This is a genomic window from Pseudomonas sp. PONIH3, from assembly GCF_002934345.1.
In the GTDB taxonomy this organism is placed as follows: Bacteria; Pseudomonadota; Gammaproteobacteria; order Pseudomonadales; family Pseudomonadaceae; genus Aquipseudomonas; species Aquipseudomonas soli.
In genome coordinates this window covers 4,434,352-4,452,542 of record NZ_CP026386.1, presented here as the reverse complement: position 1 = coordinate 4,452,542, position 18,191 = coordinate 4,434,352, and the positions used below count along the sequence as shown (strand labels likewise).

The following is an 18,191-nucleotide window of genomic DNA, read 5'->3' as shown; positions in this document are numbered from 1 at the left end:
ACGCGCCCACGGCGCGCCGTCCAATGCTACAGAATGCCTGTCACGGCTGCCCGGCGACCTCGACGGGCATTTATTGCAAAGTGTGTTGCTCGACAAACACTTGCGGCTCCATGCCTTCGCGGCTGACCAGGCGATTCAGCTCGACCCTGGGCAGTCGCACGCTCAGCAGGCTGCGCCCTTCTTCATCATGCTCTTCACTCTGCACGGCACCCAGGGCAAAGAATTGCGCGCGCAGGCGGGCAAACCGTTGCTCCAGGCACAGGGTTCCGACATAAAGATCGTCCCCCAGCAACTCGGCAATCGCCTGGCCAACCAGCTCCAGGCCTCGTCCATCGCGTGCCGATACCCAGACCCGCTGCGGCTTGCCATCGGCATCGCGCTGGATCTGCGGCTCGACATCTTCGAGCAGGTCGAGTTTGTTATAGACCTCGAGGATCGGCAAGCTCTCGGCACCGATCTCGCCCAGCACCGCCAGTACCTGTTCGATCTGCTCCATGCGCTCGGGCTCATGGGCATCGATCACGTGCAGCAGCAGGTCGGAGTTGCTCGACTCTTCGAGCGTAGCCCGAAATGCCTCGACCAGCTTGTGCGGCAGGTGGCGGATGAAACCTACGGTGTCGGCCAGCACGATCGGCCCCAGGTCGACCAGCTCGAGCCGGCGCAAGGTCGGGTCGAGGGTGGCGAACAGCTGGTCCGCGGCATACACATCGGATTGCGTGAGTGCGTTGAACAGGGTCGATTTACCGGCGTTGGTATAACCCACCAGCGACACCGAAGGAATGTCGGCGCGCTTGCGCCCACGACGGGCCTGCTCGCGCTGGCTGCGCACCTTCTCCAGGCGTGCCTTGATCTGGCGCAGGCGCACCCGCAGCAGGCGGCGGTCGGTTTCGAGCTGGGTTTCACCCGGGCCACGCAAGCCGATACCGCCTTTCTGCCGCTCAAGGTGGGTCCAACCGCGTACCAGTCGCGTGCTCATGTGCTCGAGCTGGGCCAGTTCGACCTGCAGCTTGCCTTCGTGAGTACGCGCCCGCTGGGCGAAGATATCGAGAATCAGCCCGGTACGGTCCAGCACGCGACACTCGAAGACGCGCTCGAGGTTGCGTTCCTGGCTGGGCGTGAGGGTGTGATTGAAAATCACAAGGTCGGCTTCGGCCGAATGGACCAGGTCGCGCAACTCCTCGACCTTGCCACTGCCGATCAGAAACTTGGCGGTGGGCTGATGCCGCGCCACTGTCACCAGCGAAACGATATCGGCTCCGGCCGACAGCGCCAGCTCCTGAAACTCCTGCGGGTCTTCGCGCGCCTCAGGGTTCTGACCTTCCAAGTGAACGAGCAACGCTCGCTCACCACCACCGTGGCGCTCAAAGAACAATGCAGGCTCCTACTTTTTTCAAGCGTTGCCTGGCTCGCTGTCGCCGTGCTCACCATCGGTCGGGCTTGGCAGACGAACCGGGCGTGCTGGGACGACGGTCGAAATGGCGTGCTTGTAGACCATCTGGCTGACGGTGTTTTTCAGCAGCACGACGAACTGGTCGAAGGATTCGATCTGGCCCTGCAGCTTGATCCCGTTGACCAGATAGATCGAAACCGGGACTTTTTCTTTTCTCAAGGTGTTCAAGTAAGGGTCTTGTAGCGAATGCCCTTTTGACATATGCCGCACTCCTGTAAGGATCAATAATAGAAAATCAAGAAAATCGATAAATTATGCCGCCCCTTCGCAAGAATAGACGGCAACTGGCAGGGACTCAGCTCAATATGGAGACGGTCCCCAGGTATTTCAAGGTGCGGGACAGATTGTCGCAGGCCAGGCTATCCAGCCAGTGGACGTCGGACCAGCCGCGCAACCAGGTGAATTGCCGCTTGGCCAGCTGACGCGTGGCAATGATACCGCGTTCACGCATCTCATTCTCAGTCAGCTTGCCGTCGAGGTAGTCCCACACCTGCCGATACCCCACTGCCCTTATAGACGGCAGCTCGGCGTGCAAGTCACTTCTGGCCCGCAGCGTTCGGACCTCGTCGACAAAGCCCTGTTCCAGCATCTGTGAAAATCGTAACGCAATTCGCTGATGCAAAATGTGACGATCTGTAGGCGCTATCGCCAGGCTGGCGACAGTATAGGGCAAATGCTCGCCCGCGCCTGCGTCTGCGCCGCTACTTTGCGCGTATTGACGCTGACGGTGGGCGGTCATGCTCTCGCCGCTCACTTTGTACACTTCAAGCGCACGGATCAGCCGCTGCGGGTCATTCGGATGAATGCGCGCCGCCGACTCTGGATCGACTTCGGCCAGTTGCCGGTGCAATTCGGCCAGGCCGAGGGCCTGCGCCTGTACCTCGAGCTCGGCGCGGACCGTGGCATCGGCTGGCGGCATGTCCGCCAGGCCATCGACCAGTGCCTTGTAGTAGAGCATGGTGCCGCCAACCAGCAGCGGGATCTTGCCGCGCGCGCTGATCTCGGCCATGGCTTGGAGTGCATCGGTGCAGAAACGCTTGGCCGAGTAGCTTTCGGCGGGATCGAGAATGTCGATCAGGCGGTGCGGATGCGCGGCCAGCACTTCCTTGGAGGGCTTGGCAGTACCGATGTCCATGCCGCGATAGACCAGCGCCGAGTCGACACTGATCAGCTCGCAGGGCAGCTTGCTGGTCAGCTCGATCGCCAGGTCGGTCTTGCCGGCCGCGGTCGGGCCCATGAGGAAAATCGCCGGAGGTCTGGCACTCATGTCATCGGCCCCGCAGGAACAGCTTGTCCAGATCGTCCAGGCCCATCTGGGTCCAGGTCGGTCGGCCGTGGTTGCACTGGCCGCTGCGCTCGGTGTTCTCCATGTCGCGCAGCAAGGCGTTCATCTCCGGGATGGCCAGACGCCGGTTGGCCCGCACCGCGCCATGGCAGGCCATAGTCCCCAGCAGCTCGTTGAGGTGCGCCTGGATACGGTCACTGGTGCCGTACTCCATGAGGTCTGCCAGCACATCGTGCACCAGGCGATTAGCCTCGGCCTGTTTGAGCAAGGCCGGGATCTGGCGGATCGCCAGGGTTTCCGGGCCCAGGCGCTGCAGTTCGAAGCCCAGGCGCTGGAACCATTGGGCATGCTCCTCGGCGCAATCGGCTTCGCGCTGGCTCAACGCCAGCGACTCGGGCACCAGCAATGGCTGGCCGCTCAAGCCTTCACTGGCCATGGCCACCTTCAGACGCTCGTACATGATCCGCTCATGGGCGGCGTGCATATCCACCAGCACCAGGCCGACGGCGTTCTCGGCAAGGATATAGATCCCCTTGAGCTGCGCCAGCGCGTAGCCGAGCGGTGGGATATCGCCCTGGCTTTCCGGCAACGCGCTCGGCGCGGCGGCGGCATTGTCCAGGGGGGCGTAGAACTCGCGGTAGGCCGCCTGCGCCTCGCCGGCATTCAGCGGCTGGGAGGGCCTGGGCGTGTACTGGTACTGATAGCCCGCGCCCGAACCGCTCGAAGCGAAGCCCCGCTGCTCGCCCTGAGGCTGCTCGAGCACTGGCGAGGCCAGGCGCATTTCGCCTTGGGGGCCGAACTCGCCAGCCTGCAAGCCGCTGGGGCGGACCAGTTCGTCGCTGGCCGCCGGCGCGGCAAGCTGGTCTTCCGGGCGCACATCGGCCAGGGCACGGTGCAAGGTGCCGTAGAGAAAGTCATGGACCATGCGCCCTTCACGGAAGCGCACTTCGTGCTTGGTGGGGTGGACGTTGACGTCCACACCGGTCGGGTCGCACTCGAGGAACAGCACGAAGGTTGGGTGCCGACCATTGAACAGCACATCCCGATAAGCCTGGCGCACCGCATGGGCGACCAGCTTGTCGCGCACCGCGCGGCCATTGACGAAGAAGTACTGCAGGTCGGCCTGGCTGCGCGAGAAGGTCGGCAAGCCCACCCAACCCCACAGGCGCAGGCCGTTGCGCTCGACATCGATCGGCAGCGCCTGCTCGAGGAAGCCCGGGCCGCAGATGGTGCCGACGCGCCGCGCCCGCGCCATCTCGTCGGCGGCCTCATGCAGGCTGAAGATGGTCTTGCCGTTGTGCCGCAGGTGAAAGCCCACGTCGAAACGCGCCAGCGCCAGGCGCCGGATCACTTCCTGCAGGTGATCGAATTCGGTCTTTTCGGCCTTGAGGAACTTGCGTCGGGCCGGGGTATTGAAGAACAGGTCACGCACTTCGACCGAGGTGCCGACCGGATGAGCCGCCGGCTGCACCCGCGGGAGCATGTCGCGCCCCTCGGTCTCCACCTGCCAGGCCTCGCTCGCCTCGGCAGTACGCGAGGTGAGGGTCAGGCGGGCGACCGAGCTGATCGATGCCAGCGCCTCGCCGCGAAACCCGAGGCTGAGCACACCTTCGAGGTCTTCCAGCTCACGAATCTTGCTGGTGGCATGACGCGCCAGGGCAAGCGGCAGGTCGTCAGGGGCGATGCCGCTGCCATTGTCGCGCACCCGCAGCAACTTCACGCCGCCCTGCTCGACCTCGACCTCGATACGCCGGGCACCGGAGTCGAGGCTGTTCTCCAGCAGTTCCTTGGCCACCGACGCGGGACGTTCGACTACCTCGCCGGCGGCAATCTGGTTGGCCAGCCGCGGGCTGAGCAGCTGGATGCGCGAGCCGCCACTCATCGCTGGGACGCCAGGGCGGTGGTCGGAATGTCGAGGTGCTGGCCGACTTTCAACTCATCGCTTTTCAGGCTGTTGCTGCTGCGCAGGGCGGCAACACTCACCTGGTAGCGCACGGCGATCATCGCCAGGGTCTCGCCCGGTCGCACGGTGTGCTCACGCGGGCCCTCGGCGATCTTGCCGCTGTCACGCAGCCAGGCAATGTAGGTGCCAGGCGGCGGGTTCTGCTGGAAGAACTGACGCACACCGGTATGGATCGAACGCGCCAAGGCCTGCTGATGACTGCGGGTAGCCAGCTTGGCCGCCTCGTTGGCATTGGAGATGAACCCGGTTTCAACGAGGATCGAAGGGATGTCCGGCGACTTCAACACCATGAACCCGGCCTGCTCCACCCGCTGCTTGTGCAGCGGCGTGACCCGACCCATATTGCCAAGCACCTTCTGCCCGACATTGAGGCTGGAACTGAGGGTGGCGGTCATCGACAAGTCGAGCAGCACGCCGGCCAGCATGCGGTCCTTGTCGTCGAGGCTGACGTTGCCGGCACCGCCGATCAGGTCGGAGCGGTTTTCCGTGTCGGCCAGCCAGCGGGCGGTCTCGGAGGTGGCACCGCGGTCGGACAGGGCGAACACCGAGGCGCCGAAGGCAGCCTTGGACGGCGCGGCGTCGGCGTGGATCGAGACGAACAGGTCGGCGCCCTTCTTGCGGGCGATCTCGGTGCGCTTGCGCAGCGGGATGAAGTAGTCGCCGGTGCGGGTCAGCTCGGCGCGATAACCCTTCTCGGAGTTGATCTGGCGCTGCAGTTCCTTGGCGATCTCCAGCACGATGTCTTTCTCGTGCTGGCCACGCGAGCCGGACGCGCCCGGGTCTTCGCCGCCGTGGCCGGCGTCGATGGCGACCACGATGTCACGCTTGCCACTCGGTGCCGGTGGCAACTTGATCGCCGGCTGCGCCGGGGTGACGGGCACCGCCGGCGTGGTGGCCGGTGGCTGCGGTGTCGGCGGCGGTGTCGGGTTGCTGGCGGCGATGGCGTCGGCTTCCTGGTCGTACAGGTCGACCACCAGGCGATTGCCATACTGGGCGTTCGGGGCCAGGGTGAAGCTCTTCGGCGACACGGCTTTCTTCAGGTCGACCACCACGCGCAGGTCTGTGGGCGTGCGCTGGGCCGAACGCACGCTGGTGATCGGCGTGTTCGAGGTGGAGACGTTCAGCGGCGCCCCCAGGGTGGCACCGTTGATGTCGATCACCAGACGATCGGGAGCGGTGAGGGTGAAGACGCTGTGCTGCACAGGCCCGGACAGGTCGAAGACCAGCCGCGTGTTGTCCGGAGCGCGCCACAGGCGCATGCTCTTGACTTGAGTGACGGCCAGAGCGTCAACGGTCACCGCGGTCAGCAGCAGCCCAACGACAGCGACCAGTGCGCGTATGCGCATACCTTTCCCCACTTACTGTATGAATTCTTTGGCCAGAACGGCACACCAGGCTTCGCCGCGTGCCCCCTGCGGCGACAGGTTCAGCGAACGTCCGCCCGCTTGCGGGCTTATGGTAATGGTCAGGTCGGGCTTTGGCAAAACGCCCGCACCTTTATCGGGCCATTCGAACAGGCACAATGCATCGCCCTCGAAATAATCGCGAATGCCCATGAATTCAAGCTCTTCCGGGTCGACCAGACGATAGAGGTCGAAATGGAAGGCGCGAACATCACCTATCTCGTAGGGTTCAACCACGGTAAATGTCGGACTTTTCACCGGGCCGGTATGACCCAGGCCCCGGATCAGCCCGCGGGACAGGGTGGTTTTGCCGGCCCCCAGGTCGCCCTCGAGAAAAATCACACCATGACCTTTGGTCACTTCGGCCAGTTTCGCGCCAAAGGCGACGGTGGCGTCCTCGTCGCCCAGAAACAGGGTTATGCCTGACACGCTGAATGCTCCTCCAATAACGCTCTAATGACCGGCACCAGATCACTGGCCGCCAGCCCTCTACCTTTGACACCCAACCGCTCGCCGGCGCACGCATGCAGCCACACCCCCAGGCACGCGGCCTGCCAGGCATCCAGCCCCTGGGCCAGCAAGGCTGCCAGCACGCCAGTCAACACATCGCCCAATCCGGCACCGGCCATGGCTGGGTGCCCACGGCCGCAAAAAGCCAGTTGCCCGGCAGGGTCGGCCACCAACGTGCCGGCGCCCTTGAGCACACAGACGCTGGCGTAACGACGCGCAAGCTTGCGCGCCGCACCCGGCCGGTCGGCCTGCACCGCCTCGGTGGAAATCCCCAGCAGGCGCGCGGCCTCGCCGGGATGCGGGGTGAGGATGCTGCCGCTGGGCAGTGCCAGTGGCGTGCGCGCCAGCAAGTTGAGCGCATCGGCGTCCCACACCTGTGGTCGGTGGGCATTGGCCACCGCCGACAACAGGCTGCGCCCCCACCCGGCCTGGCCGAGGCCAGGGCCGACCACCAGCACCGTGGCACGCTCGAGCAGCGGCATCAGCTGGTTGGCCGAGCTCACGCCCAGCCACATGGTCTCGGGCAGGCGTGTCAGCCCCGCAGCTACGTGCTCGGGGCGGGTGGCGACGCTGACCAGGCCGGCGCCGCAACGCAACGCCGCCTCGCCACTGAGCATGACCGCGCCGCCTGTGCCCAGGTCGCCGCCGACCACCAGCACATGGCCGAAATCGCCCTTGTGGGCATCAGCAGCACGTGGCGGCAACCTGGCCAAGGTCAGGCTGCTGAGCGGTAATGGGGGGTGTTTGGTCTGAGGCATGGGGTCAAAGGCTCCGATGTCTGGCAGAATTATACGCACCTCCGCTTGTAATGCTTGTTCATACATGTCCGCCGACCTTCCAGACATCGCCACACTGGCCCAATCGATCAAGGATTGGGGCCGCGAACTCGGTTTTGCCCATGTCGGCATCGCCGGTGTCGACCTTGGCGAGCACGAACAGCACCTGCAGCGTTGGCTGGCCGCTGGCCACAATGGCGAGATGGAGTACATGGGCGAGCATGGCAACAAGCGCTCGCGCCCGGCCGAGCTGATACCCGGCACCTTGCGGGTGATCTCGCTGCGCATGGACTACCTGCCCGGCGACACGCAGATGGCAAAGCGCTTGGCGGACCCTGAAAAAGCCTACATCTCGCGCTATGCCCTGGGCCGCGACTATCACAAGCTGGTGCGCAAGCGGGTGCAGCACTTCGCCGACCGCATCCAGGAAGCCATCGGCCCGTTCGGCTACCGCGCCTTCGTCGACAGCGCTCCGGTGCTGGAGAAAGCCCTGGCCCAGGAGGCCGGCCTTGGCTGGATAGGCAAGAACACCCTGCTGCTCAACCGCAAGGCGGGCAGCTATTTCTTCCTCGCCGAGTTGTTCGTCGACTTGCCGCTGCCGATCGACGGCGTGCAGGGTAGCGATCATTGCGGGCGTTGCCAGGCCTGCCTGGACATCTGCCCGACCCAGGCGTTCGTCGGGCCCTATCAGCTCGATGCCCGGCGCTGCATCTCGTACCTGACCATCGAATTGCGCGGGGCCATTCCAATGGAACTGCGTTCATTGATCGGTAACCGAGTGTTTGGTTGCGACGATTGCCAGATCGTCTGCCCGTGGAACCGTTTCGCCAAGACCACGACCGAAGACGACTTCATGCCCCGCCGGGGGCTGGACAATATCGAGCTGGCCGAACTGTTCCTGTGGGATGAAAAGCGTTTTCTCGGCTGCACCGAAGGCTCGCCATTGCGCCGGGCGGGGTATGAACGGTTCTTGCGCAACCTCGCGGTAGGGCTTGGCAACGCACCGTCGACCATCCCCGTACTGGAGGCGCTCAATGCGCGTAGGGATGATCCTTCGGAACTGGTACGCGAACACGTGGAATGGGCCCTGGCTCGCCACAACGCCCTTTGACGCTCGCTGCTTTGCCTTTGCCTTTGCCTTTGCCTTTGCCTTTGCCTTTGCCTTTGGCGATCAAAAGGTCAACCCCATAGCCTGCGAGCGCCAGCTGCGCCAGTGCAGGCGCCGCCCGTAACTTCGCGACTTCAGGAGGCCGAACGCAGGTCTTGCGGAGGGAGGTGACGGGCATGGATGCCCGTCAAGCGCTGCGCCCCAGGATGGGGCGTTCAGCGCGGTCCTCCCGGGAGTAAGGCCGGAGTGAGGGAACCCGGAGCGAAGCGGAGGGCCGGATGAATGGAGCGCAGCGTTTTTTGGTTACTTTTTGTCGCGTTTGACAAAAAGTGACTCGCCGGTGAACTGACCCCCGAAAGTTGGACACCTGATCCCCAACCGGAGGGTGTTCCATGACGAAATACAACCTGGCACTCAAGCAGATACTCATCGAAGAGTGCCTTTCTGCCCGCAGTGTTCATGAGGTGGCGCTCAAGCATGACCTGAGTCCATCGCTGTTACGCCGCTGGGTAAAGGGCTACGAGCAACACGGTGCAGCCGGTTTGATTGCCAAGTACAGCCACTACGACGCGCAGTTCAAATTGAAGGTTTTGCAGTGCATTGAGCAAGACGGACTGTCCGCTCAGCAAGCTTGCGTGCAGTTTGATATCCGCGGCCCGAGTAGCATCAGGCAATGGAAAAGGTTGTACGATAAAGGCGGAGTAGAAGCCCTTCACCCGCGCCGTACCCGAGAGTTCAGCATGCCCCGCAAACCATCAAAACAGTCCAGCACAAGCCCGCCCACTCCAACGGACAGCGAGCTGACACCAAAGCAAATGCTCGAAGAGCTGGAATACCTGCGCGCGGAGAATGCTTATCTAAAAAAGCTCGATGCCTTGATCCAAGCGGACCCTCGAACTGCGCAGGCAAGAAAACGCAGGCTATCCAAGGATTGAGGCGCGGGCATCGACTTGCTCTGCTGCTACGTGCTGCAGGGCTGGCACGCAGTACCTTTTATTACCAAAGCAAAGTGCTGGTGGCTGACAAGCATGCTGCTCTCAAAGAGCGCATCAACAGCCTCTATCACGGAAATAAGGGGCGGTATGGCTATCGTCGCATCACTGCGGCCCTCAGGCACAATGGCGAGGTGGTCAACCACAAGAAGGTGCAGCGACTGATGCAGTTGATGGACCTCAAATCTCTGGTAAAAGTTAAGAAATATCGCTCGTACCGAGGCTCCGAGGGGGTTGTTGCATCTGATCTACTCAAACGCAAATTCAAGGCAGAAGCCCCCAATCAGAAATGGGCAACCGACGTGACAGAGTTCAAGGTTGTTAATGGCCAATTAAACTGACCCACCTCTGGCCAACAATTTTGACCCACCCATAGTGGCATTGGCCACCGACCATGTAGCGTCACCCGCCTTATGCACAGGCCGGGGACAGATCATTGAAGGAGTGGGTTGTGATTCACAAGATCAAGGGGTTGTATGACCAGGGCCGAGGCCTGTCGGTCCGTGCCATCAGTCGTGAGCTGGGGATTTCCCGGAACACCGTACGCAAGTATCTCCACCTGGATGAGATGCAGATCAGCGCTACCATTGCTGACCCTTCACGCACCAAGGTGCTCGACGAGCACCGCGATTATCTGATTAATCAGTTGGGTCAGTTTCCAGCCCTGAGCGCAGTCAAGCTGGCCCGTCGCCTGAGGGAGCGCACCACCGAGCTGGCGGTGTCAGACCGGAGCATTCGCCGCTATGTGCAAGCGCTCAAGCAGCAGGTTGCCAGTGGCCAGTTGCGCTATTACGAGCCGGTCGTTGAGTCAGTGCCTGGCGTGCAGTGTCAGGTCGACCCCGGTGAGCTGCGAGGCGTCATGATTGGCGGCCTGGAGCGTGTCGTTCATTTTGTGGTGTTTGTGCTGTCCTGTTCACGGCTGATGTATGTCGGTCTGAACTTCCGGCCGCTGGATACCGAACGGTTTATCCAGATGCACGACGAGGCCTTCCGCTACTTCGGCGGCGTCACCGAGGAGTGCATCTACGATCAGACCAAGATGGTGGTGATCAACGAGCAGTACCGTGAGCTGACGCTGAACCAGCGCTTCCACCAGTATGCGACTACCGTCGGGTACCGCATCCATGCCTGCGAGGGCTATGACCCGGAGAGCAAGGGCAAGGTGGAGGCCGGGGTCAAGTACGTCAAGCGTGACTGCTTCTACGGCGAGCACTTCCAGGACGAGGCCGCCGTCCGACAGCACCTGAATGATTGGCTCGAGACTGTCGCCAACGCACGCGTGCACGGCACGACGGGGCAGCATCCAAGAGCGCATTTCGAGGCACTGGAGCGTAGTCAGCTCAAGCCCTATCTCGTCCCGCAGAACCTGCTGCACGTGGCGCCGACAAGGGAGACCCGCAAGGTCGACAAGACCGGCTTGATCTCATGGCAGGCCAACAAGTACTCGGTACCCATGGCCTGGCAGCAAGCCCGTGTCGGTGTCAGCGCACAGGACAACCAGTTGCTGATCCATGACCTGGAGAGCGGTGAACTCATAGCCACCCATGACCTGTGCAAGGCCAAGGGCCGGATGATCAAGAACAACAACCATTACCGAGACCATGCCCAGCGCATTACCGACCTGGAGCGCGGCATCGACTCGATCCTGCCCGATGCCCTTGGGGCAACCCTGTGCCAACTGCTCAAGCGTACTTCGCCGCGTATCTACAAGGATCAGCTGGTTGCTGCACGCGACCTGCTCATGGCCCATGCGCCGGTTGATACGGCGTTGCTCGGCGAGTTGTGCGAGCGCAGTGAACTGACCGCCACCGGGCTCAAGCGCTACCTCGAAGCATGGCAGCAAGCCAAGGCGCGGGGCCGGATCATCGGCGACCATGACTATGCGCCAGAGGCCGGTAGCCAGGTTAGTCACGCCGACCTGAACGCTTATGCCCGCATTGGCCAGTCGACTGGCCACGGGGTGACCCAATGAGCCTGCTCGACAGCACTATCGCGCAGTACCGAAGCCTGCGCCTCAGCGCGACCGCGGGTGAGCTGGCCACCCTGCTGGCCAGAGCCGAAGCCAATGAACTGTCCTACCTGAGCTTCGCCCAGTCACTGGTCGAGCATGAGCTTAACGCCCGCTCCAGTAGCCGCGTAAGCCGCAACCTCAAGCAGGCGCAGTTCCCCTCGGAGAAGCATCTGGAGGCCTTCGATTACCGGCACCAGACCACCATCACCAAGCGCCAGGTCAGCACCTTGCTGGACTTCAGCTTTATCGACAACCGCGACAACCTGGTGTTCATCGGACCACCGGGTGTGGGCAAGACCCACTTGGCCATTGGGATTGGCCACAAGGCGGTTCAGGCGGGCTACAAGGTGCTGTTCCGCACGGCTCTGGCGTTGGTCGAGGATCTGGAGCTGGCGGAAATGAAGGGCGAGCTGAAGAAGCGCCTTAATCAGCTGAGCAAATACGACGTGCTGATCATCGATGAGCTGGGCTACCTGCCGATGACGCGCCAAGCCCGGTACAACCTGTTCCAGTTAATCAACAACCTGTACGAGTACCGCTCGGTCATCCTGACCACCAACAAGGACTTCACCAGCTGGGGCGAGTTCTTCCATGACGACAACGTGGCCGTGCCCATCATCGACCGCGTGATCCACCATTCACACATCTTTATGCTGGGAGGTGAGAGCTATCGTTTGAAGCAGAAAACCGGCGGTTAGCGGTGAGCAAGTGGGTCAATTCTATTGGCCAAAAGTGGGTCAAAATTAATGGCCATTGACATCAAGGTAAAGGGGCAGAAGCTGTTTCTCTCGCCTGTGATGGACCTGTACAACGGCGAGATCCTTGCTTATCAGATCAACCGGCGTCCTGAGTTCAAGATGGTTTCGACAATGCTGGAGCAAGCCTTCGAGCGGCTGAATCCAGGTGACACACCGATACTGCATTCCGATCAAGGCTGGCAGTATCAACAGCCAACTTACCGGCATATGCTGGCTGGGAAGAATATCGAGCAGAGCATGTCGCGTAAGGGCAATTGCCTGGACAACGCCGCCATGGAAAGCTTTTTCGGCACGCTCAAGAGCGAGTTTTTTTACCTGGAGTCGTTTGAGAGTGTTGAGCAACTGGCATCAGGACTAGAGGATTACATCGCCTACTACAACCAAGAACGCATCAGTCTCAGACTGAATGGCTTGAGTCCGGTAGAATTCCGAACCCAAGCGCTGGCCGCATAGCGCTACCTGTCCAACTTTCGGGGGTCAGTTCACGGGTGGCGAAAGGGTGACTATGCGTCATTATAGCAAATGAATGCACTTACAACTGTAAAAACCCACGCCAATCGCATTTGACTTTGACTTTGACTTTGACTTACACAGCGCGTGTCTCGAAAGTTATATGCGCATTCATTTGCGATGGTGACGCATAATCACCTTTCCGCCCTTACGGCGGGTCCCTTTTTGAAGGATCAAAAAGGAACCAAAAAATCCTCGCTCCATTCATCCGGCCCCTACGCTTCGCTCCGGGGTCCCCTCACTCCGGCCTTGCTCCCGGGAGGACCGCGCTGAACGCCCCATCCTGGGGCGCAGCGCTTGACGGGCATCCATGCCCGTCACCTCCCTCCGCAAGACCTCCGTTCGGCCTCCTGAAGTCGCAATTTGCGTCGCCTGCACTATCGCGCACTTAGAAGCAAAAGCAGAGCAAGAGCAAGAACAAGCAACTCTTCTGAACAATGGCTATATGACTACAGCTACAACCCTGCCAGAACAATTCTGAACCCAATGGCTGCGCCGCAAAAGCCGTTATTGCTGATCATTGTAATGAAACTTCGGCATCTCCCAATGAAACCGAATCGCCAACAACCGCACCAGAAAACCACCAAACAGTGTCAGCAGCATGGCCTGCTCCGCCGGCACCTTGAAGTAAACACACCCCAGATAGAACCAAGCCGCCGCGAACGAAACACTGGCATACAGCTCACGCCGAAACACCAACGGAATATCATTGCAGAAGATGTCCCGCAGAATGCCGCCAAACACCCCGGTAATCACCCCGCTGATGGAGGCGACAAGGAACCCCTGCCCCATCTCCAGCGCGGTCATGCAGCCGATCAGGGTGAACGCCACGAGACCCAGGGCGTCGAGCACCAGGAACAACGACCGCAGGTGGCGCATCAAGGGCGCGATGAAGATGGTCAGCAGCGCCGCGAAGCTGGTCAGCACCAGGTACTCGGGATGCTTCACCCAGGTCAGCGGGTAGTGCCCGAGCAGCACGTCACGCACCGAGCCGCCACCCAGCGCGGTGACGCAGGCGATCAGCACCACGCCGAACCAGTCCATGCCCCGACGGCCAGCGGACAGGGCGCCGGTCATGGCTTCGGCGGTGATGGCAATGAGATAGAGCATCAGCAACATGGTGCAGGTCCGTGCGGGAAAGGCGCGCAGTCTACCCAGTCACGCAGGGCACCAAAAGGGGCGCGCCGACGATCATCGGCGCAGGAGGTCAGACCTTGATGAAATGCTCACGGTAGTGACGCAGTTCGCCAATCGACTCACGGATGTCGTCCAACGCCAAATGGGTGTTGCCCTTCTTGAAGCTGTCACGCACTTCCGGCGCCCAGCGCGCGGCCAATTCCTTGAGCGTGGAAACATCGAGGTTGCGATAGTGGAAGTAGTTTTCCAGCTCGCGCATGTGGCGATAGAGGAAACGGCGGTCCTGGCAGATGCTGTTACCGCAGATCGGCGACTTGCCCTTCGGTACCCACTGCTCGAGGAAAGCGATGGTCTGTGCCTCGGCCTCGGCCATGCTCACCTTGCTTTCGCGCACGCGCTGGGTCAGGCCCGAGGCGCCATGGGTGCGGGTGTTCCATTCGTCCATGCGCGCCAGCACCTCGTCGCTGTGGTGAATGGCGATCACCGGGCCTTCGGCCAGGGTGTTCAGCTCGCTGTCGGTGACGATGGTAGCCATCTCGATGATGACGTCGTTGTCCGGATCCAGGCCGGTCATCTCCAGATCGATCCAGATCAGGTTCTGTGGGTTTTGCATGAAAGGGCTCCTCGAATAGGCCGTCATATTAGCCTAGCGAACGGGTGTTGGGCGCGCCGTGCTAAACTGCCTGCCGTTTTCTTTCTGCCCCGCCGACACGGAACCTTCATGGCCAAACGCCAGCTCAACCGCCGCCAGAACTGGCGCATCGAAAAGATCCAGGGTGAACGCGCCGCTCGCGCCGCCAAACGCGAGCAGCATGTGCTGCAGGAACTGGAGGGTGGCGACCTGGGACCGGAGCAACTGGGCCTGGTGATTGCCCACTTCGGCGTGCAGGTCGAGGTCGAGGCCCAGGACGGCGAGGTCGCGGGCCAGGTGTTCCGCTGCCACCTGCGGGCCAACCTGCCGGCGCTGGTGACTGGCGACCGCGTGGTCTGGCGCGCCGGCAACCAGGGCATCGGCGTGATCGTCGCGCAGATGCCGCGCAGCACCGAACTGTGCCGGCCGAACAACCATGGCCAGCTCAAGCCGGTGGCAGCCAACGTCGACCTGATCGTCATTGTCTTCGCCCCTGCGCCCGAACCGCACCCCAACCTGATCGACCGTTACCTGGTCGCCGCCGAGCATGCCGGCATCCGCCCGTTGCTGCTGCTGAACAAGGCCGACCTGATCAACGACGAGAACGCCCCGACTCTCAATGCCATGCTCGAGGTCTACCGTGGCCTGGGCTACCCGCTGCTGGAAGTCTCGGCGCACCAGGGCGATGGCATGCAGCGCTTGCAGCAGACACTCGATGGTCATATCAGCGTGTTCGTCGGCCAGTCGGGCGTGGGCAAGTCCTCGCTGGTCAACAGCCTGCTGCCTGATGCGGGCACCCGTGTCGGCGACCTGTCGGAATGGTCCGGCCAGGGCACCCACACCACCACCACCGCGCGCCTCTACCACTTCCCCAATGGCGGTGACCTGATCGACTCTCCAGGCATCCGTGAATTCGGCCTGGGCCATGTCAGCCGTGACGATGTCGAGGATGGCTTCATCGAATTCCGCGAACTGATCGGCAACTGCCGCTTCCGTGACTGCAAGCATGACCGCGAGCCTGGTTGTGCCCTGCTCAAGGCGCTGGAAGACGGCGGCGTCACGCAGCAACGGATGAACAGCTACCGTTCAATCATCGCCAGCTTGCCGGAAGACACCTACTGATTGGCGGATCTGCCGGCTTTTGCTGTAGGAGATGTTACCGGAGCAGGTAGGACCACTCCGGTTTCGCAGTCACCTATTGTCCATCTCTCCGCTTTCCCCGATGGTCATGCCTTGTCGTCGGCATTGATCAGGGAGGGCAACAAGGATGCCGGTTTTCATCAGTTACCGCCGAGATGAGCGGCTCGATGCCTTCATCCTCAACGAACGCCTTCTGCTAGAAGGCATTCCTACTCAACTTGTCCCCTTCGACGACGAAGGCCAGACCCTCGACGACCTGCATGGTTGCTTTTGCCAGCACATGGCCGATGCCACTCACTGGATCGGCGTGCTCTACGAGGCCCATGGCGAAGACTGGTGGACAGCCTGGCTGCTGGGCGCTGCGGCCATGGCGCATCGGCGAGTGACTTTCTACCATGCTGGCTCGACTGACCTGCCGCAGCGCCTGGGCAAGTGGCCAGTGATGCGGGAACGGGAGCATATAGACCTTTTCGTGCGCGCATACCATGACGAGCAGACTTTTGGCCGGGCCATGGCTTCGCAGGCCGGGCGCAGCTTAGTGTCGGACAGGGACAATGCGGATTTCTTCCATGCCGATCTCAAGGCCAAGATCAGGCGGGGGTTCTGAATGCATCGGGGCCGCGAAGCGGCCCCTGTCCTTTACTGGTCTTTGGCCTCATCCATCTTCAACACGCCATCCTCGAAGATGTTCAGCTTCTGGCGCAACTCGCGCGGTTGCATCGGCGTATCGCCCGGAGTCGCGGCCGCACCTGGCGCAGCGCCCGCAGGCGGTGCTTCAGCGCCAGGCGGCGCAGCCTGCGGCTTGCCCTGCTCGCCCTCGATATCGCGCTGGGCTTTCTTGGTCAGGACGATGATGTCGATACGACGGTTGACCGGGTTGAACGGGTTGGCGCGATCGAACAGCGACGACGATGCATAGCCGACCACACGGGCCACCTGCTCATCTGGATAGCCACCGGCGACCAGTGCGCGACGCGCCGCGTTGGCGCGGTTGGCCGACAGCTCCCAGTTACCAAAGTCGCCGGTACCGGAATACGGCTTGGCATCGGTATGGCCACTGATGCTGATCTTGTTCGGCACCGCCTTGATGGTGTCGGCCATGGCTAGCAGGATGTCTTCGAAGTACGGCTGCAGGCGTGCGCTGCCCAGGTCGAACATCGGCCGGTTCTCGGCATCCATGATCTGGATGCGCAGGCCGTCCTGGGTGATCTCGAACAGGATCTGGTCCTTGAACTTTTGCAACTGCGGGTTTTCCTCGACCTTGTTCTGCAGCTCCTGCAGCAGCAACTCGAGGCGCTCGCGCTCGACCTGCTCGGCCATGGTCTCGACCTTGTCCTTGTCCAACTGCAAGCTTGTATCCGGCGTCGGCTCGGACTTCACTTCCGGGTTGATGGTCTTTTCGGGCGCCAGCTGTGGCGAACCACCCAGGTCAATGATGTAGGGCGTGCCACTTTCGGAGAAGCCGATCGGATCCTTGAAGTAACCGGCAATGGCGATCTTCTGCTCGGGCGTGGCGGTCGACAGCAACCACAGCACCAGGAAGAACGCCATCATCGCCGTGGCGAAGTCGGCGAAGGCGATTTTCCAGGCGCCGCCGTGATGGCCGTCGCCGAAGCGCTTGACGCGCTTGACGATGATGGGCTGATTGTTCTCCATGGCTTAGCGACCGCGTACTGCTTGTTCCAGCTCGGCGAAGCTCGGGCGGTGCGCCGGGTACAGCACCTTGCGACCGAACTCGACCGCCAGCGACGGCGGCATGCCGGAAGCCGAGGCCACCAGCGAGGCCTTGATCGCCTCGTAGACGTTCAGCTCTTCCTTGGCATCGTGGCGCAGGGCGTTGGCCAATGGGCCGAAGAAGCCGTAGGCAGCAAGAATACCGAAGAAGGTACCAACCAGCGCCGCACCAACGTGCAGGCCGATGGACTTCTGGTCACCGTCACCCAGCGACGCCATGGTCACCACGATACCCAGTACCGCCGCGACGATACCGAAGCCGGGCATGCCGTCGGCGATCCCGGTCACTGCGTGGGACGGGTGCTCGAGCTCTTCCTTCATGCTCAGCAGCTCCATGTCGAACAGCCCTTCAAGCTCGTGGGGCGCCATGTTGCCGGTGGACATGATCCGCAGGTAGTCGCAGATGAACGCGGTCATGCGCTCGTCACCCAGCACCGCCGGATACTTGGCGAAGATCGGGCTGGCCGCGGCGTCCTCGATGTCGCCCTCGATCGCCATCATGCCTTCACGACGGCTCTTGTTGAGGATCTCGTACACCAGGCCCAGCACTTCCAGGTAGAAGGTGTGGGTGAAGCGGGTGCCGAACATCTTCAGCGACTTCTTGATTACATGCATGGTCATGTAACCAGGGTTGGCCTGGAGGAACGCACCAAAGGCCGCGCCGCCGATGATCAGCACTTCGAACGGCTGGATCAGTGCCGCGATCTTGCCGTGGGAAAGCACGTAGCCGCCGAGCACGCTCGCGAATACGACGATGATGCCGATAATTTTAGCCATAAGTTG

18 protein-coding genes and 1 pseudogene are annotated in these 18,191 nt (G+C 61.9%); 8 read left to right on the top strand and 11 right to left on the bottom strand.

Annotation, left to right across the window (positions count from 1 at the left end):
* Positions 1–70: 70 nt before the first annotated feature.
* The 7 genes from hflX to C3F42_RS20600 all read right to left on the bottom strand — a co-directional run bounded on the left by hflX (position 71) and on the right by C3F42_RS20600 (position 7,369).
* Positions 71–1,372 (bottom strand): ribosome rescue GTPase HflX, encoded by a 1,302-nt coding sequence (gene hflX, locus C3F42_RS20630; RefSeq protein WP_104444838.1) that lies wholly within the window; start codon positions 1,370–1,372, stop codon positions 71–73.
* An 18-nt stretch (positions 1,373–1,390) separates the two neighbouring features.
* Complete coding sequence (gene hfq, locus C3F42_RS20625; protein ID WP_023629894.1) at positions 1,391–1,651, bottom strand: RNA chaperone Hfq; 261 nt, start codon at positions 1,649–1,651, stop codon at positions 1,391–1,393.
* A gap of 94 nt (positions 1,652–1,745) precedes the next feature.
* On the bottom strand, positions 1,746–2,717 hold the full coding sequence (gene miaA / locus C3F42_RS20620; protein WP_104444837.1) for a tRNA (adenosine(37)-N6)-dimethylallyltransferase MiaA: 972 nt from the start codon (positions 2,715–2,717) through the stop codon (positions 1,746–1,748).
* Between the two features lies 1 nt (position 2,718).
* Positions 2,719–4,617: a DNA mismatch repair endonuclease MutL gene (mutL, locus tag C3F42_RS20615; protein ID WP_104444836.1), complete on the bottom strand. Its 1,899-nt coding sequence runs from the start codon at positions 4,615–4,617 to the stop codon at positions 2,719–2,721.
* Complete coding sequence (locus C3F42_RS20610) at positions 4,614–6,056, bottom strand: N-acetylmuramoyl-L-alanine amidase (RefSeq protein ID WP_371041631.1); 1,443 nt, start codon at positions 6,054–6,056, stop codon at positions 4,614–4,616. Before C3F42_RS20610 ends, mutL begins: the two co-directional genes overlap by 4 nt.
* Complete coding sequence (gene tsaE / locus C3F42_RS20605; protein WP_023631735.1) at positions 6,057–6,530, bottom strand: tRNA (adenosine(37)-N6)-threonylcarbamoyltransferase complex ATPase subunit type 1 TsaE; 474 nt, start codon at positions 6,528–6,530, stop codon at positions 6,057–6,059. It lies immediately after the preceding gene.
* On the bottom strand, positions 6,518–7,369 hold the full coding sequence (locus C3F42_RS20600) for an NAD(P)H-hydrate dehydratase (RefSeq protein ID WP_038706895.1): 852 nt from the start codon (positions 7,367–7,369) through the stop codon (positions 6,518–6,520). The genes tsaE and C3F42_RS20600 overlap by 13 nt, the downstream gene beginning before the upstream one ends.
* Before the next feature lie 64 nt (positions 7,370–7,433).
* Between C3F42_RS20600 and queG the strand changes: the two genes are divergently transcribed.
* From queG to C3F42_RS20570, 6 genes and pseudogenes are all read left to right on the top strand, one after another.
* Positions 7,434–8,498 carry a tRNA epoxyqueuosine(34) reductase QueG gene (gene queG, locus C3F42_RS20595; protein ID WP_023630646.1) on the top strand — a complete coding sequence of 355 codons (1,065 nt, stop codon included), beginning with the start codon at positions 7,434–7,436 and terminating at the stop codon, positions 8,496–8,498.
* Between the two features lie 389 nt (positions 8,499–8,887).
* Positions 8,888–9,430 carry a helix-turn-helix domain-containing protein gene (locus tag C3F42_RS20590; protein ID WP_023631905.1) on the top strand — a complete coding sequence of 181 codons (543 nt, stop codon included), beginning with the start codon at positions 8,888–8,890 and terminating at the stop codon, positions 9,428–9,430.
* An 80-nt stretch (positions 9,431–9,510) separates the two neighbouring features.
* Complete coding sequence (locus C3F42_RS29420) at positions 9,511–9,828, top strand: IS3 family transposase (protein WP_158659578.1); 318 nt, start codon at positions 9,511–9,513, stop codon at positions 9,826–9,828.
* A gap of 110 nt (positions 9,829–9,938) precedes the next feature.
* Positions 9,939–11,459 carry an IS21 family transposase gene (gene istA, locus C3F42_RS20580; RefSeq protein ID WP_081273177.1) on the top strand — a complete coding sequence of 507 codons (1,521 nt, stop codon included), beginning with the start codon at positions 9,939–9,941 and terminating at the stop codon, positions 11,457–11,459.
* Positions 11,456–12,196, top strand: coding sequence for an IS21-like element helper ATPase IstB (gene istB, locus C3F42_RS20575; RefSeq protein ID WP_064491510.1), 741 nt, complete (start codon positions 11,456–11,458; stop codon positions 12,194–12,196). Before istA ends, istB begins: the two co-directional genes overlap by 4 nt.
* Before the next feature lie 57 nt (positions 12,197–12,253).
* Positions 12,254–12,709, top strand: a pseudogene (locus C3F42_RS20570) (IS3 family transposase); the annotation flags it as partial.
* A gap of 564 nt (positions 12,710–13,273) precedes the next feature.
* Here the strand turns inward: C3F42_RS20570 and C3F42_RS20565 are convergent.
* Both C3F42_RS20565 and orn read right to left on the bottom strand, forming a co-directional pair.
* Complete coding sequence (locus C3F42_RS20565; RefSeq protein ID WP_023630647.1) at positions 13,274–13,885, bottom strand: trimeric intracellular cation channel family protein; 612 nt, start codon at positions 13,883–13,885, stop codon at positions 13,274–13,276.
* An 88-nt stretch (positions 13,886–13,973) separates the two neighbouring features.
* The gene (gene orn, locus C3F42_RS20560; RefSeq protein WP_046853993.1) at positions 13,974–14,516 is read right to left on the bottom strand and encodes an oligoribonuclease; all 543 of its coding nucleotides are present in this window, start codon (positions 14,514–14,516) and stop codon (positions 13,974–13,976) included.
* Positions 14,517–14,624: 108 nt separating this feature from the next.
* Here orn and rsgA point away from each other — a divergent pair, with 108 nt between their 5' ends.
* Positions 14,625–15,656 (top strand): small ribosomal subunit biogenesis GTPase RsgA, encoded by a 1,032-nt coding sequence (gene rsgA, locus C3F42_RS20555; protein WP_023630649.1) that lies wholly within the window; start codon positions 14,625–14,627, stop codon positions 15,654–15,656.
* Between the two features lie 145 nt (positions 15,657–15,801).
* Positions 15,802–16,281, top strand: a complete 480-nt coding sequence (locus tag C3F42_RS20550) for a hypothetical protein (RefSeq protein ID WP_023630650.1) — start codon at positions 15,802–15,804, stop codon at positions 16,279–16,281.
* 32 nt (positions 16,282–16,313) lie between these two features.
* Here the strand turns inward: C3F42_RS20550 and motB are convergent, their stop codons facing one another.
* Positions 16,314–17,330: a flagellar motor protein MotB gene (gene motB, locus C3F42_RS20545; protein ID WP_023630651.1), complete on the bottom strand. Its 1,017-nt coding sequence runs from the start codon at positions 17,328–17,330 to the stop codon at positions 16,314–16,316.
* A 3-nt stretch (positions 17,331–17,333) separates the two neighbouring features.
* Positions 17,334–18,185, bottom strand: coding sequence for a flagellar motor stator protein MotA (motA, locus tag C3F42_RS20540; protein WP_023630652.1), 852 nt, complete (start codon positions 18,183–18,185; stop codon positions 17,334–17,336).
* Positions 18,186–18,191 lie beyond the last annotated feature (6 nt).

Coding starts and splice junctions, on each gene's coding strand:
- motA (WP_023630652.1), bottom strand. CDS start 18,185: ATGGCTAAAATTATCGGCATCATCGTCGTATTCGCGAGCGTGCTCGGC.
- rsgA (WP_023630649.1), top strand. CDS start 14,625: ATGGCCAAACGCCAGCTCAACCGCCGCCAGAACTGGCGCATCGAAAAG.
- queG (WP_023630646.1), top strand. CDS start 7,434: ATGTCCGCCGACCTTCCAGACATCGCCACACTGGCCCAATCGATCAAG.
- istB (WP_064491510.1), top strand. CDS start 11,456: ATGAGCCTGCTCGACAGCACTATCGCGCAGTACCGAAGCCTGCGCCTC.
- C3F42_RS20590 (WP_023631905.1), top strand. CDS start 8,888: ATGACGAAATACAACCTGGCACTCAAGCAGATACTCATCGAAGAGTGC.
- miaA (WP_104444837.1), bottom strand. CDS start 2,717: ATGAGTGCCAGACCTCCGGCGATTTTCCTCATGGGCCCGACCGCGGCC.
- C3F42_RS20550 (WP_023630650.1), top strand. CDS start 15,802: ATGCCGGTTTTCATCAGTTACCGCCGAGATGAGCGGCTCGATGCCTTC.
- orn (WP_046853993.1), bottom strand. CDS start 14,516: ATGCAAAACCCACAGAACCTGATCTGGATCGATCTGGAGATGACCGGC.
- motB (WP_023630651.1), bottom strand. CDS start 17,330: ATGGAGAACAATCAGCCCATCATCGTCAAGCGCGTCAAGCGCTTCGGC.
- mutL (WP_104444836.1), bottom strand. CDS start 4,617: ATGAGTGGCGGCTCGCGCATCCAGCTGCTCAGCCCGCGGCTGGCCAAC.
- C3F42_RS20565 (WP_023630647.1), bottom strand. CDS start 13,885: ATGTTGCTGATGCTCTATCTCATTGCCATCACCGCCGAAGCCATGACC.
- hfq (WP_023629894.1), bottom strand. CDS start 1,651: ATGTCAAAAGGGCATTCGCTACAAGACCCTTACTTGAACACCTTGAGA.
- C3F42_RS20600 (WP_038706895.1), bottom strand. CDS start 7,369: ATGCCTCAGACCAAACACCCCCCATTACCGCTCAGCAGCCTGACCTTG.